Source organism: Vibrio navarrensis (genome assembly GCF_015767675.1).
Classification (GTDB): Bacteria; Pseudomonadota; Gammaproteobacteria; order Enterobacterales; family Vibrionaceae; genus Vibrio.
On record NZ_CP065218.1, the window covers coordinates 588,644 to 602,645 of the forward strand.

General features: G+C 47.9%; 12 protein-coding genes. 3 read left to right on the plus strand and 9 right to left on the minus strand.

Features of this window, described 5'->3' with window-relative positions; translation table 11 throughout:
• Nucleotides 1–193: 193 nt before the first annotated feature.
• Nucleotides 194–478 carry a hypothetical protein gene (locus tag I3X05_RS19330; RefSeq protein ID WP_337971428.1) on the minus strand — a complete coding sequence of 95 codons (285 nt, stop codon included), beginning with the start codon at nucleotides 476–478 and terminating at the stop codon, nucleotides 194–196.
• Entirely contained in the window at nucleotides 471–2,051 is a 1,581-nt protein-coding gene (locus tag I3X05_RS19335; protein ID WP_337971429.1) for an ATP-binding cassette domain-containing protein, read from the minus strand. The genes I3X05_RS19330 and I3X05_RS19335 overlap by 8 nt, the downstream gene beginning before the upstream one ends.
• 493 nt (nucleotides 2,052–2,544) lie before the next feature.
• Here I3X05_RS19335 and I3X05_RS19340 point away from each other — a divergent pair, with 493 nt between their 5' ends.
• Together I3X05_RS19340 and I3X05_RS19345 are read left to right on the plus strand one after the other, a co-directional pair.
• On the plus strand, nucleotides 2,545–3,129 hold the full coding sequence (locus I3X05_RS19340) for a hypothetical protein (RefSeq protein WP_242401969.1): 585 nt from the start codon (nucleotides 2,545–2,547) through the stop codon (nucleotides 3,127–3,129).
• Between the two features lie 83 nt (nucleotides 3,130–3,212).
• Nucleotides 3,213–3,803, plus strand: coding sequence for a hypothetical protein (locus I3X05_RS19345; protein WP_045568694.1), 591 nt, complete (start codon nucleotides 3,213–3,215; stop codon nucleotides 3,801–3,803).
• 43 nt (nucleotides 3,804–3,846) lie between these two features.
• Here I3X05_RS19345 and I3X05_RS19350 read toward each other — a convergent pair whose 3' ends face one another.
• Nucleotides 3,847–5,178 (minus strand): ferredoxin reductase family protein, encoded by a 1,332-nt coding sequence (locus I3X05_RS19350; protein WP_193157572.1) that lies wholly within the window; start codon nucleotides 5,176–5,178, stop codon nucleotides 3,847–3,849.
• A gap of 142 nt (nucleotides 5,179–5,320) precedes the next feature.
• Nucleotides 5,321–5,827 carry a peptide deformylase gene (gene def / locus I3X05_RS19355; RefSeq protein WP_193157571.1) on the minus strand — a complete coding sequence of 169 codons (507 nt, stop codon included), beginning with the start codon at nucleotides 5,825–5,827 and terminating at the stop codon, nucleotides 5,321–5,323.
• Between the two features lie 333 nt (nucleotides 5,828–6,160).
• Here def and I3X05_RS19360 point away from each other — a divergent pair, with 333 nt between their 5' ends.
• Nucleotides 6,161–7,453 carry a hemolysin family protein gene (locus I3X05_RS19360; RefSeq protein WP_193157570.1) on the plus strand — a complete coding sequence of 431 codons (1,293 nt, stop codon included), beginning with the start codon at nucleotides 6,161–6,163 and terminating at the stop codon, nucleotides 7,451–7,453.
• An 89-nt stretch (nucleotides 7,454–7,542) separates the two neighbouring features.
• Here I3X05_RS19360 and I3X05_RS19365 read toward each other — a convergent pair whose 3' ends face one another.
• The 5 genes from I3X05_RS19365 to I3X05_RS19385 all read right to left on the minus strand — a co-directional run bounded on the left by I3X05_RS19365 (nucleotide 7,543) and on the right by I3X05_RS19385 (nucleotide 13,911).
• A complete protein-coding gene (locus tag I3X05_RS19365) occupies nucleotides 7,543–8,712 on the minus strand; it encodes a D-alanyl-D-alanine carboxypeptidase family protein (protein ID WP_045568699.1) in 1,170 nt (389 codons plus the stop codon).
• Nucleotides 8,713–8,895: 183 nt separating this feature from the next.
• A complete protein-coding gene (locus I3X05_RS19370; RefSeq protein WP_193157569.1) occupies nucleotides 8,896–9,414 on the minus strand; it encodes an NUDIX hydrolase in 519 nt (172 codons plus the stop codon).
• A 153-nt stretch (nucleotides 9,415–9,567) separates the two neighbouring features.
• On the minus strand, nucleotides 9,568–11,748 hold the full coding sequence (locus tag I3X05_RS19375; protein ID WP_193157568.1) for a TonB-dependent receptor domain-containing protein: 2,181 nt from the start codon (nucleotides 11,746–11,748) through the stop codon (nucleotides 9,568–9,570).
• Between the two features lie 206 nt (nucleotides 11,749–11,954).
• Complete coding sequence (locus tag I3X05_RS19380) at nucleotides 11,955–12,887, minus strand: exopolyphosphatase (RefSeq protein ID WP_045568702.1); 933 nt, start codon at nucleotides 12,885–12,887, stop codon at nucleotides 11,955–11,957.
• A 157-nt stretch (nucleotides 12,888–13,044) separates the two neighbouring features.
• Nucleotides 13,045–13,911, minus strand: a complete 867-nt coding sequence (locus I3X05_RS19385; RefSeq protein WP_193157567.1) for a YdcF family protein — start codon at nucleotides 13,909–13,911, stop codon at nucleotides 13,045–13,047.
• Between the last annotated feature and the right edge of the window lie 91 nt (nucleotides 13,912–14,002).

A 14,002-nucleotide genomic window follows, 5' to 3' on the forward strand; every position in this document is an offset into this window, starting at 1 on the left:
CCAAAGCTCGAAAAACTCTATAAGCCAGACGACTGAAGTCGTTCTAATTCACGCATCATCCAAAGTGTGGATCGTCTTCCCATCTCTTTTTTGATTCTTTCATTTTAGACCATGATTAAAGTAGAACAAGCTAATTAAGTGATGAATGAATAACTCTTTAGGTTAAGAAAAAGCCAGTCACCGGGACTGACTGTCATTGGAAATGAGACTCAGGAGACGAGCTTTGTCGCAATTTACGCCGCTGCTTCTTACAAAGATACATCGCCTCATCCGCTTCAGAGAGTAACGCTTCAACCGAGTCATCGCAGAGATGTTGCAACCGTGTAGCTGCTCCCCAGCTGTATTCAATCGGCGGAAAACCCGATTCACTTTGTGATTTCAGGCTCTCCTCCAAACGCGCGATGGTGCTAGCCACATCATAATGGCCGCCATGTTGGATCAGAGCACTTACCTTTAAGTACAACGCCTTACTAGCCAAGCGACTCCACGCGGCACTCTTTGTCCAATTTTGCGGCCTCAACGAAATAGTCGTCGTGACTGACGAGAATCAAAGCCCCACGATAATCGCGCAACGCAGAGGCTAACACCGATTTCGCCTCGATATCTAAGTGGTTATCGGGTTCGTCCAATAGCAGCAAAGGATCGCCGTCAACATGGCTAACCATCAGCATCGCCAGTTTCATTTTTTCCCCGCCACTCAGATGTCGCGCTTTTCGATGTACCGAGTCACCACGAAAACCAATTCCTGCCAACAGCAGTCGCGCATCGTTGTCATTCAAGCCTAAACAAAAATCGATGAGGTTTTCCAGCACACTGCGTTCAAGCTCAAGCAAACGATAATCCTGATCTAAATAAACTACCGATGTGTTGAGCTTGATTTGACCTTGATACTCTTGATGCAACCCCGCAATCGCTTTGAGTAAGCGACTTTTACCACAGCCGTTGGCACCACTTAGGCGCAGGTGCTCAAATTGCCTAACTTGAAAGTCCAACAACAGATGATGTGCACCGCCAGAGCGATAGCGCTCAACACTCAGCAGCAGCCGATTTTTGCTGCTCTCAACATCAGCCAGATAGATTGCCGTTGGCGATTCACGCACTCTTTTGGCTGACAAACTCAACAACTGCTGCTGATTACGTTTCAGTTGATTTTGCCCATTGATGACAGCTGCAGAGCGATTTTTTTCCGCACTGTTTTTTTTACCGTTCATCAATATCTTCGGCTGGCTACCTGTTCTTAGCGCTTTGCGCCCCTGAGTTGCGCGCTGTTGCGCTTTTTCACGGCTTTTTTGCAACTCTCGCGCTATCGATTTCTGCTCGCTTTTCAGTTGGGCGACTTTTCTCTCTAGTGCTTGTTGCTGTAACTGCCACTGGCTATGGTACGCCGCATAGTTACCTTCAAACCAATGTAGCCCTTCTGAAGTCAAACGCGCTATACGATCCATCTCCATCAACAAGGCACGATCATGACTGGCGACTAAAATTGGACGCTGTTCTTTTCGTAACTGAGTTATCAGCCACTCTCTGCTCAATGTGTCGAGATGATTGGTGGGCTCATCCAACACTAAGGCATCACTTGACGCCAGAAACAAGCGCTTGAGCTTTAAAAGAGTAAACTGCCCGCCGCTCAGTTCACGGCAGCTCGCATCAGGTGGCAGCGTGATTCTCAGCTCATCTAATGTGCTTTGTATCGTTTCAACGATGTTCCACTGCTCACCAAGCTGGGTAAAGTGTTTAGCGTCCACACTCCCAGCCTCAATGGCGCGCAAGGCTGCCAGTTGTTCTGCCATGCCTAAGTAGGTCGTGATCGTTGTATCACGTTCTTGCTCGTGAATATTTTGATCAAAATAGCCTATCGTTGCGCCAACATGGACATGGCCTGATGTTTCGGTGAGTTTACCGATGAGTAGTTGTAGCAACACCGATTTTCCGACGCCATTGCGCCCGACTAAACCACTCTTTCCAGCAGGAAAATGAAAATCCAGCGAATGGAATAACCATTCACCACTATTTAATTGAAAGCTCAACTGATGAGCATGAATATTGGGCATGAGACCCCCTTACTATTAAAAACAGTAAGAAGTCAGTCGGCTAAAATTACCCTCAGACCCGAGTGCTAATCCCCGCAAAAAATAGCACGGAGCATCGAGTAAACAAGGTTAAACTAATTTAGATTTTCAGATAGACGGAAACGCAACTACGCCAACTAACTCCAAGAGCCGAATGAAATATCATCGGTATAAGAAAAGTTAGATATCCATGTTGGCGTCATCTCCGAAAGAAAGGATGTCGGGAGGTTAACAATTGAACAATGGCGATGTCAAGCGTGTAGCAAAATAGGGATAACAACCTGCAACAAAAAAACAATATTATCAATAACCAATAAATTTGTGATTCACCATTGATATTTAGAATAATCATAAAATCAAGCAATGAATCACATGATATTTTCCTCATCCTATCTATGCATCACAAATACAACTACAAGTGATCGTAATGTGTATAGATATTATTAAAACGTTAAATATCAATAAGGAACTATCTGTGAAAAAGTTGGCTTTATCTAAAGTTTTTCTCTTGGGCTTAATCGCGTCTTCTACAGTGAATGCAAACGGCCTATCAGGCGTGCTAGGCATTGGCTATGGGTTCGGTGGTGATGACCTGTTTAAAGGCATTTACGATAACGGCGATAGTGAAAAAATCAAAGCGAACCAAGGTGTTTCTCTCTTCGGTGGCGTTGATGTAGCGCTTCCGCAAGATTTTCTTTTACGCGGTACGATCGGTTACAAATTTGATAGCATCACCGCTTCAAATGGCGATGTGAGTTTCGATCGCATTCCGCTAGAATTCACCGCGTTTAAAGCGTTCAACGAACATAAAATTGGCGCAGGTATCGCCTACCACACGGCGGTCACACTAGAGTGTAAAGTAACCAATGTTTGCGATGGCGAAGTCGAGTTTGATGACGCAGCAGGCTTTACCGTGCAGTACGAATACGCTTTTGCTCCTCTAGCGATCGGTCGTTTTGCCGTTGGCGCAAAATACACCAACATTGATTACAAAGTCTCTTCGACTGGAGAGAAATTTGATGGTAGTGGCTTTGACTTTCATCTGAGCTACTTATTCTAAATAGATATCCTCTAAGCAAAAAGGGGAGCGTTGTTCATTGAGTCAACGCTCCCTGTGAAAAATTTCAATGTTAGGGATAGACAATGAAAAAACTGTTGCTTCTTCTCTTATTCTCGGTTAATTGCCACGCATTGGGTGAAATAGCCCTCACCAACTCAGACATCGATTTTGAGCCGTTTCTCTCTGACTCTCTGCAAATCCCGCTTTCCCAATATGCCGAACAGCCATTGGCTTTTACTCCAGATTTAGTAGGAACAAAGCCTTACATAATCAATAGCACCACTCAGCAAAATTGGAATGTTGTATCTAACGAGGTCATCCCGATGCTACTCATTGAGTCGGTAGCGGCGGCTTATTCTTATTGGGCCTCTAAAGATCCGGCCACTGCTGGAACCTTTTTAGGCCTCTCGGGCTTATTTCTACTCGATATGGAAAATAGAAAAGTTGGCGCCATTGGCGCATTAACTCTAGGCGCTTTAGGCTTGTACAATATCAATATTGATGAAGATGAAAAAAGTGAAGGTGAGATTTTTCGCGATAATATGATTGGGGTAAATCTCATCTTCTTGTCGATGGCAACGACCCATCTCCTCTTTCCTCGCCTGCAGGGGGATATCAGTATCTATCCTCAAGGCAAAGATACGTGGTTTATTAACTACCAATATCGCTTTTAATCACTAAAACCGTCAGCCCGCTGATTTACGGGCTGACTGATTTCTAACGCATCACAAATTTTTCGGCGTGGAAAACTTTATCAACATTCACTCGATAAGGTTTGAGCGCTTTTTTCAATGCGTTTGAAAACGGCGCAGGTCCACAGAAATAGAACTCGAACTGACGCAAATCCCCACATTGCTGGGCAATGGTTTGCGCCGAGAGTAGTAGGTCCTTGCTTGCGTCAATGATCGTTAATGACACTCCGGCTTGTTGCGCTTTTTGCTTAAGTTCATCACACAAGCTTGGCTCTGCCTGCTGACAACAGAAAAACAGATGCGTGTGCGGGTGAGTCTGTTGACTGGCGAACCACTCTAGGCCCGCCATAAACGGCGCGATACCGACGCCCGCACCAATCCAGATTTGAGGCCGCTCAGCGGTAAACTCAAACTTGCCGTACGGCCCTTCTATTTGCAGAACATCCCCCTGACTTAAGCGTTGATGTAACCCGGTTGTAAAGTCTCCCAGCTCTTTGATCAAAAACCTGAGCTGAGAGCCGTTCGGTGCGCTGGCGATGGTGAAAGGGTGCGGCTCTTCCCCGGCAAAACAGAGATAAGCAAATTGCCCGGCCTGGTGGCTTGGCCACTTAGCCTCGGCTTCCAACGTGAGATCCAGTGTCTGACTTAACGCACAGTAGCGTAACGCTTTTACCGACGCAGAGTAACGCGCTCGGCGTCCGACCAATCCCGCAAGGCTGTACAAAGCGGCTAAAGAGCCAACCACAAGAAAACTGGTGGTCAACCAGTAGATAGGCTCTCCCCAATAGGCACGTTTTAGCAGCACAAACGAATGAAAAGCCACTAGCAAGTAAACGACAGCCATTAAACGGTGAGTGAGACGAAAAGGTTTATACTTGACAGCAGACCAAAGCGAGAGCACAAGCAGAGCGAGTAACAGATAGAACCCCCATTCGCCACCTTCCAGTGCCAGTGGTTTGAGTTGTTTCAACCACTGTGCCCAGCCTGTTAAGTTCGCATTCGGGCCAGAGCCATTAAACCGGACCGGTTTCGACAACAGCTCTAGTGAAATCAACCACTTGGGTAAATGATATGCCAACCAGTGGAACGCCCCAAGCAGCACAGCGGCAATGCCGAGCCATTTGTGAATGCGATATCCTTTATCCAGCCCTTGCGTCCAAGTCTCGATTATCGGCAAGCGCAGCGCCAGCACCATCGCGGTCGACATCAGGATGAGAGACAGAATGCCAGAATACTGTATTAATCCCGATCGCCATTGGAAGAAATTATCCGAGGTGAGTAATGATGGCTCCGCTTGAATCCACAGCAGTGTGACAAGCGCAACCACGCTAAAAATGCCATATTTAACCCTATCCATAACCAATTCCGCTTTTTTATTAAGGTTATTTTAGAGTAACCAACCTAATGTAAAGCAGCGTTTCATCTTGGTAAATTTGGGTAAAGAAAAGGCCACTCTTTACTAGTGGCTTTGTTTTCGCTTGAGTACAGCAGATTGGCGATTAACGCGCGCGATTTTTGACAAACTTCTTCACTTTCTTCATCGCCATTTGCTGTTTGAGTGGCGACAAATAATCGATAAACAGATTGCCGGACAGGTGATCAATTTCGTGCTGCATCACAATGGCGAGAAAATCACTGCTTTCGATTTTAAGCGGTTTGCCGTCACGGTCTAACGCTTCGACCACTACAGAGGTGTAGCGCTCAACATCGGCGTAGTATTCTGGCACCGACAAACATCCTTCCTGTCCTATGGCTTTGTTATCACCACTGACAACAACCGGGTTAATCAGTATCAAAGGCTCATTGCGCTTTTCCGACAAATCGATCACCACAATCGCCTCTTCGCGGCCCACTTGAGGTGCAGCCAGGCCAACGCCATTGTCGGTCGCGTAGAGAGTATCCAACAGATCGTCGATCAGTGTTTGCACTGCAGCAATATCGGTTACAGGTTTGGACTCCACGCGAAGTCGCGGATCGGGTGCGGTCAGAATGTCTAAAACAGCCATGGGTTCCTTAAATCATCGATTGAATAAAAATAGCGCGGCGTAAGATAGTGTTTTATCACTCACTTGTAAACCTATGCTTGGCTAGGTGCTGGATATTCTTTAGGAGAGAGGAAGAAAGCGCAATCCTTCATTGCTCGCTTCATCTATTCACCACTTGGCGCTAGAATACGGCTGGTAGAAGCGAACTCGATCGCATTGCTGGCAACGAAATGCACACCCGCTGTGGCCGAGTCTCGTTTCACCTCCTTCTTATTTAAGCAAACAAGCCGCCAACCCGTTTCTCCTGTTCCATTCGGTTGGTGGATTTTATTGAACGCTACTTGGACACTCATCATGAGTTTATTTGAGAACTTCTCAATCATCATTGCGCTGATACTAACCAGCTGCTTTTTTTCTATGTCTGAAATCGCCTTGGCCGCGGCAAGAAAAATGCGTCTCCGCCAATTTGCTGAAGAAGGAGACGAACGCGCCACACAAATCCTTGATCTGCAAAGCAACCCCGGCAACTTCTTCACCGTGGTGCAAATTGGCCTAAATGCGGTCGCCATTATGGGCGGTATTGTCGGTGAATCGGCGTTTACTCCGCATATTAAAACACTCTTAGAAAGCTGGCTGCCTGTCGCTTGGGTTAACCAGTTAAGCTTTTTCTTCTCTTTTATTTTGGTCACTAGCCTATTCATTCTATTTGCGGATTTGATGCCAAAACGTATTGCCATGGTGATGCCGGAAAAAATCGCCATGACACTGGTTCGACCGATGCTGATCTGCATTTCTCTGCTAAAGCCTTTTGTTTGGTTCTTCAACGGCTTGGCAAACACCATTTTCCGCATTTTTAGCGTCCCTGCTGAGCGCAATGATGACATTACCTCAGACGATATCTACGCAGTGATGGATGCAGGCGCTGAAGCGGGCGTGCTCGATCGCGGTGAACAAAAAATGATGGAGAGCGTATTTGAGATGCAGTCGGTCCCGGTGACTTCTGCGATGACACCGCGTGAAAGCCTGACCTATCTCGCGATGAAAGATGATGAAGAGGTGTTAAAGAAGAAAATTTCCGAAGATCCGCATCATAAGTTTTTGGTCTGCGATGATCAGTTGGACGCAATCAAAGGCTACATTGATTCAAAAGAGCTGCTGACGCGCCTGATTAACGGCCAGCCACTTAACTTAAAAGATGGCAGCATGATACAAGCCTGCCCAATCATTCCCGACACACTCAGCCTTTCTGAAGCACTGGAATACTTCAAAAACACCCGCGCTGATTTTGCGGTGATCATGAACGAATACGCCTTAGTACTTGGCATCGTCACGTTCAACGATTTACAAAGTGCGGTCATGGGCACTTGGGTACTGGCCGAGGGGGAAGAGCAGATCGTTGCCCGCGACCACAACTCTTGGCTGGTGGATGGCGTCACACCCATCACCGACGTGATGCGCGCTCTGAACATTGATGAGTTCCCTCACCCGCAAAACTACGAAACCATCGCCGGTTTTATGATGTATATGCTGCGCAAGATCCCACGCCGCACCGACTCCATCATCTACTCAGGGTACAAGTTTGAAGTGGTCGACATCGACAACTACAAAGTCGACCAGCTATTGGTCACTCGGGTTGAAGTAAACTGATCGCACTAGAAAAAATCCCTTTGCAATGGCAAAGGGATTGTTGTTTGGTCTTTCTGTTTTAGCGCTTTGGTTTTCACGCTTTGCTTAGATTAGAATAGATTGCTCAGCCAACGCTTAAACCAATCCACTAAGCGCTTAAACAGGCTACCTTCATCCACCGATTCCAATGCCACCAAGTCTACCTGTTTGACCACCTTGTCATCGATTTTATACAACACCTGACCGACCACCTGCTGCTTTTTCACTGGCGCGGTGATGTCGCTGGTGTACGTTAGTTCGGCATGCAGATTCTTACTCTCACCTTTAGTTAACGTTAAAAAAACTGGCTCGGCGATGCCGACTTTCAGCTCATCTTGACTGCCCATCCAGATCCTTGGTGTGGCTAACACCTGGTTTACATCGGTAGGAGAAATCGTATCGAAAAAGCGAAAGCCATAACTGAGCAATTGCTTGCTCTCAATTTCCCGACTGCTGGTGCTGTTTGAGCCCATGACCACCGAGATAAGACGCATGTTGCCACTGGTCGCGGACGTGGCGAGGCTATAACCCGCACCACTGGTAAAGCCGGTTTTCATTCCGTCCACATTGAGGCTGCGATCGCGCAGCAAACCGTTGCGGTTGTACTGGGTGATGCCGTTGTAGGTGAACGAAGTCTCACTGTAAAACGGGTAGACAGCGGGTAAATCGCGAATAATCGCTTGCCCCAACTTGGCAATATCACGCGGGGTTGAGTAGAGCCCTTCGCTGTCGAGCCCGTGCGGATTGGTAAACGCACTGTTTTGCAGGTCAAGTTTTTTCGCCCAAGAGTTCATTAAGCTGACAAACGCCGCCTCGCTGCCGGCAACATGCTCGGCAATCGCCACGCTGGCATCATTGCCAGACTGAACAATAAGCCCGCGATAGAGATCGCTCATGCTGACTGAAGTACCGACTTCGATGAACATTTTTGAAGAGTCAGGGAAGTTTTTCGCCCAAGCATTGCGGCTCACCACCACTTGATCGTCAAAACCAATGTTGCCGCGATTCATCTCCTGCCCTGCCACATACGCGGTCATCAACTTGGTCAAGCTGGCGGGGTTCATCTTCACGTCGGCATTTTTGGCGACGATCACTTCACCAGAGTGGTAATCCATCAGCAGATAGCCTTTGGCGCTCAATTGCGGAGGATCGGGTACGACGGTAGGCGCAGCGATAGACGCCACGCTGCTCAAACTGGCAAGCAGCGTCGCACTGAAGGTCACAAGAAATTTTCTATTCATAGCCATCATCTGTAGTCAAAACTTACCTGAGTATATTCAAGTACGTCTTTGTTACAGCGTTTGTGTTACGAATCGTTACCTTTCTTCGAACAATGTCGCAATCTTCTATGAAAACCAATAATTTAGCGGCAAACGTAGCGCTAAATTATTGATAATAAAAATAGTTTATCGCAGAGGAGGACGTTAGAGCAGCTCTTTGGCGATCAAGCGTAGCAAGAAGGTCTCTCGCTCGACGCTTAATCCCTTTTTCGAACTCTGCGCCATGGTTTGCTCATTATGCGCAATCGCCTGATGAATATTGATCCACATTGGTCGCATGCCGTTGTTGATTTCATACTGCTCAAAGCGCGTCTCACCGAGTTCTCGGTCTATGTTGCAGGTATAACAATACGAGTGCATGTGCATCACATTCGCCTCTCCTTTATACCAAGGACGAAACTCTTCATAGATACCAAATGGCTTGATGTTATGAATATTCGTCGCACCTGTCTCTTCTTGCAGCTCGCGGATCATCCCAGCAATCACATCTTCCCCTTCGTCCAAACCTCCACCGGGAATGGTGTAGTCATGATAACGCTCGGTGTAGAGCAATAGAATGTCCTCACCATCCAGGCAAATTGCTCGGGCGGCATTGCGCTTGAAAATGATTTTATCGTCCAGATGATCGATATCCGGATGAACGGCGGTTTTCATATGTCTCATGGCGTCACAGCTCTGGGTAAACAGTGGCAGGGATACTAGCAAAAATCGCTCTGTAATCAACCTTGATCACAGAGCGAAAAAGAGAGATTGCGCTAAGCCAATCGCGATGGGGACCAACCGTTTAGCTCAAGAACTGCGTACTTAGTGACACCGTTAATATTTGTAGCTAAGGTGCAGCTTGATTTCTCGTCCGAGCGCTGGCACCCCGTTCATCAAATAGGGTTCGTAGTAGCGGTCAGTTAAGTTCTTCACCACGACTCCGGTGCGCAGCCCAGGTACTTGTTTGACGTCCCAGTTAAGATAGGCATCTTGCAGCGTGTATTGATCGCTCGGCAGATTCGACAGCATATTGCCCGGTTCGGTTTTGTTCTGCACATCGTACCAACGTACCTTCCAGCCGGTGCGTAACCCTTCCATCCACTCATAACCAAGGCCGAGGTTGATGTTAAGCGGTGGTATGTTCGGGCGGTCCTCATCGGCACCCGTCGAATCTTTCAAGCTGCCTTTGTTTTTGCCGCGAGCATAACTGGCGGAGAAATCGGAATAGAAATCGTGCCAACGAAGTTGCGAAATCAACTCGAAACCATAAATTTTGTAACCATCGAGATTGGTATTCCAACTTTGCAGCGCGTTACTCTCTTTATCCAAGTTGGCTCCCTGTCGGTTACCAACGTTGTTGCTGATGTCGTTGAAAAAAATCGTCAGTTCTGTGGCAAGTGCACTGTTGTCGCCAAACAAATCCTCGTCAATCTGAATAACACTGCCCTGATAAGCATGCACGCGCGACACGTCTAAATCTCGCGTAGAGGCGGGAGCGCTGGCCTTGGCAAACTGCACCGAATAGAGATCGTCAATCGTAGGCGCTTTAAGTGCGTACGCGTAAGAGAAATTGAGCAGCGTACTTGGGCTCGCTTGGTAGTTGATTTCTAAACGTGGACTAAAGCCCTTATGTGTGGTTTTGCTGTAGTCATGCCCTGCATCAGGGTCATTGTAATCGGGCGCCGCGTTGCCTTTACCCTGGCTTTCGATGTGCTCGTAACGCAGTGACGGAATAATCTGCAGCGCATCACTCAGGCGATAGTGATCCGCCACATACACGGCATAAATCGATTGCTCGCCCGACGGTTCAAAGTAGGGCGTGTACCAACCGTAGTTTTTCTCCGCTTTGCTTTTGTACGATTCGTTGTACACCAGCGACTGACGATCGGTTTTTTCGTATTGCAGCCCCATCACCAGATCGTGGTCGCGAAAACTCGCGCGGTTGGACAAATCGACGTAGTCACGTTGGTAACTGAGCCATGATTCGTGCCCGTAATTACCAACCGACACAAACATTTTTTCAAAGGCGATATCCGGGCGAACCCAGTGCCGTTCGTTTTTGGAACGCGCCGCAGTCAAGGTAAGATCGAGGTACGGATTGGAGGGCATGTAGCGATAAGACAAGGTGGTGGTGTTGTCTTGATAGGTGTTGTATGCCGTATTGGCGTACTGCGCCGCTTCAAGTGAACCATATTTTTTGATGTTGTAGTCGGAGATCTCCGGCATTTTTCCGCGCCGGTTTGCCCAAGGTTTGCGTCCTTCATCACGATAGCGTGTCGTGATCACGTTCAACTGGTGATGATTGCTTAGATAACCGACTTTCAACAGCAAGTTATCTTGCTCAAACGCCGAGTAATCGACTGTTTCGCCGCCGCCGACTTGCACATCTTGCGAATCTTTGAGTGAGCCATTGGCTAAGAAGTAAAACCCTGTGTCACTGCGCCCGTAAAAGCTTAAGGTTTGGCTACTCTCATTACCATTGGTGTTGTAACCGGTGGAAACGCGCGCGCCCAAGTTTTGCCCAACCTCTAGAAGATCATCAACCGTTTTGGTTTTGATGCGGATCACGCCACCAAATTTGCCGTTCAACGCTTGGTAATCATGTGCCCCTTTGATGACTTCGGTTTCTCCGATCAAGAATGGGTCAAAGAAAAAGGTGCCATAGCGATACTGCTGAAAACCGATCGGTGCGCCGTCAACGTAAACAGCGATGTCACTTGGATCGCTAAAACCGCGAATGTTGATCCGTTCGCCACCAGAGCGTGCTCCGCCATCCAGCGTCGCGCCGGGCACAGAGCCAACCAGCTCAGCAAAATTAGCGTACTGCTGCTCTTCAATCTGATCAGAATCGACGATGGTTTCTGCCGGCTTGGCGACGGTAATGGGTTTGGCGTAACGCACCCCAAGTACTTCCACTGATTCATCAGTTTGTTCACTAGCATGCAGAGCGAGACTGTGGAAAACCGCTAAAGAGATTAGGCTTACTTTACAATAAATTGAAAAATGAGGGTTCATAGCAACCGCTTATCGTTGTTATCGAAGCGGCTGATTATATGAATCTCTCCTCATTTTACAAATAGAATTGATATTTATTATCATTTAAATTTTAACACCAAAGTGTATAACTTCCGACGGGAAGGCAGAGGGACCGAGAATAGTCGCCTGCTTTGGCTTTTCTCACCAGCTCGCATCAAGAGTTCTCGATTCCTCGTGTTCTTTTTCTATCCGTCTCGATTGATCTGAGCAATCAACTCCGCTTGGACGCGATCGGCGTCTTCCACTTTAATTTGGCAAGTTCCCGCTGCGTGGTGGCCACCGCCGCCATAGTTGAGCATCAGCGCGCCAATGTTGGTTTTTGAGCTGCGATCAAAAATAGACTTACCCGTGGCAAACACGATGTTCTGCTTTTGGAATCCCCACATCTTGTGGATTGAAATGTTACATTGCGGAAACAAAGCGTAAATGATGAAGCGGTTGCCCGCGTAAATGGTCTCTTCACCGGTCAAATCGAGCAGCACCAAGTTGTGGTAAACCTTGGCGCAGCGCTGGATCTGCTCTTTAAACTTCACTTCGTGTTCACGATAGAGATCGATACGCTCTTTCACATCCGGCAGCGCTAGAATCTGCTCAATGGTGTGATGTTTACAGTACTCGATCAGATCCATCATCAAGTTGTAGTTTGAGATGCGAAACTCGCGAAAACGGCCCAAGCCAGTACGTGCGTCCATCAAAAAGTTAAGCAAATTCCACCCTTGGGAATCGAGTACTTCATCGCGGGAAAACTGCGCAGAGTCGCCTTTATCTACCGCCTCCATCATTTCCAGCCACTCATGCGGGAAAACTGATGTGCCGCCGTAGTAATCCCACACCACTCGCGCCGCCGAAGGCGCATTAGGGTCGATGATGTGGTTTGCACGCTCGCCACGGTTACGAATCGTCTCTGATAAGTGGTGGTCAAACACCAAGTGCGCTTCCGCTACGTAAGGCAAGTTGGTCACAATGTCGTTTGCCGTAATGTCAATCAGCCCGTCTTGCATGTCTTTCGGGTGCACGAACTTTATCTCATCGATCAAATCTTGCTGCTTGAGCAAAACAGCGCAAACCAGACCGTCGAAATCACTGCGCGTTACCAGTCGGAATTTTTGTTGTAACATTTACATTTCCTTTGCCAATGATGGATTGCCATACGATAACCGGAGAGAGAAAAGCGGCGCAATAACCCGGTAAATATCAATGACAAAAATAAGAACTTCGCCACTTTCGAGCTAAAGTAAGGATAGTCGAACCCCTTATAACTAACAAACCTCTCGCTTAATTGAGGCTAAAGATTGGGGTTTGTTCCGGATCGAGCCGACGATTAAGCGAAATAAGCTGTTGGTTGAACACGCGAGCAATTGCTTTTACCGACTCAATATTTGCCTCAGGTGGCGTATCACCAATCCAGCCCTGTAAGCGTGCAAAGTCAAAATTCAGCGCAGCATAATCAGCCCGCTGGGCAATGATAGCCCCAATACGCGTCAAGGCGCGCGTCGCGCTTTGCAATGGCAGCGCCCTTACCTCGGCAAGTGGCCGATGGAAAACGCCACGCGCTACCCCTTCCAAATAGACCCGATAGGGCGTTAATTCGTCGATCAACATAAACAGTTCCGCCTGCGGGCCATCGTGTGGATACGGTACGCACAGATGATCTTGCAGACGATAGCTGATGGCTAGCTCGGCACCAAGCACCGCGCAGCGCTCTCGCAAAACGCGCAGTAGGCCTTGCTCGTCCATCGATTGCTGGATCTCAAAGATGCGCTGCAAGTGGTAATTGTTCGAAACAAACGTCACGCTCAGCTGCCGACCCGACTGGCAGATCCCGCTTTCGATCAGCACCCGCGAAACTTGCAGAATATTTTCTACCGTACTGGTTGATTGCTCTTCTAAAAGAATTCGCTCAGGCGCAACGGTCAACCCTTGCTGCTGACAAAGAAGAGTGAAGTATTCAAGCATCGCGTTCGCTTCTGAGCGAGTTTGCCCTTGGGTCACGCCACCACAAAAAGCGATCAAGCACTGTTCGTCCAGCGCTCCTTCGCTCAGCGCGGCCACTAGCGCCTCCACGCGACTGCGCCCTTCTTCGGTTAATTGGTTAGCAAACAGTCTCTTACCAAGGACTATCACCACGTGGTTTGCATTCATCTTTTCTCTGGCTCTCAATTTTTTCGCAGCGGCTGTATGGACTGCTGTACTTTTAGCCCTTTTGGCGCTACTTTCACCACACAACAAGCCA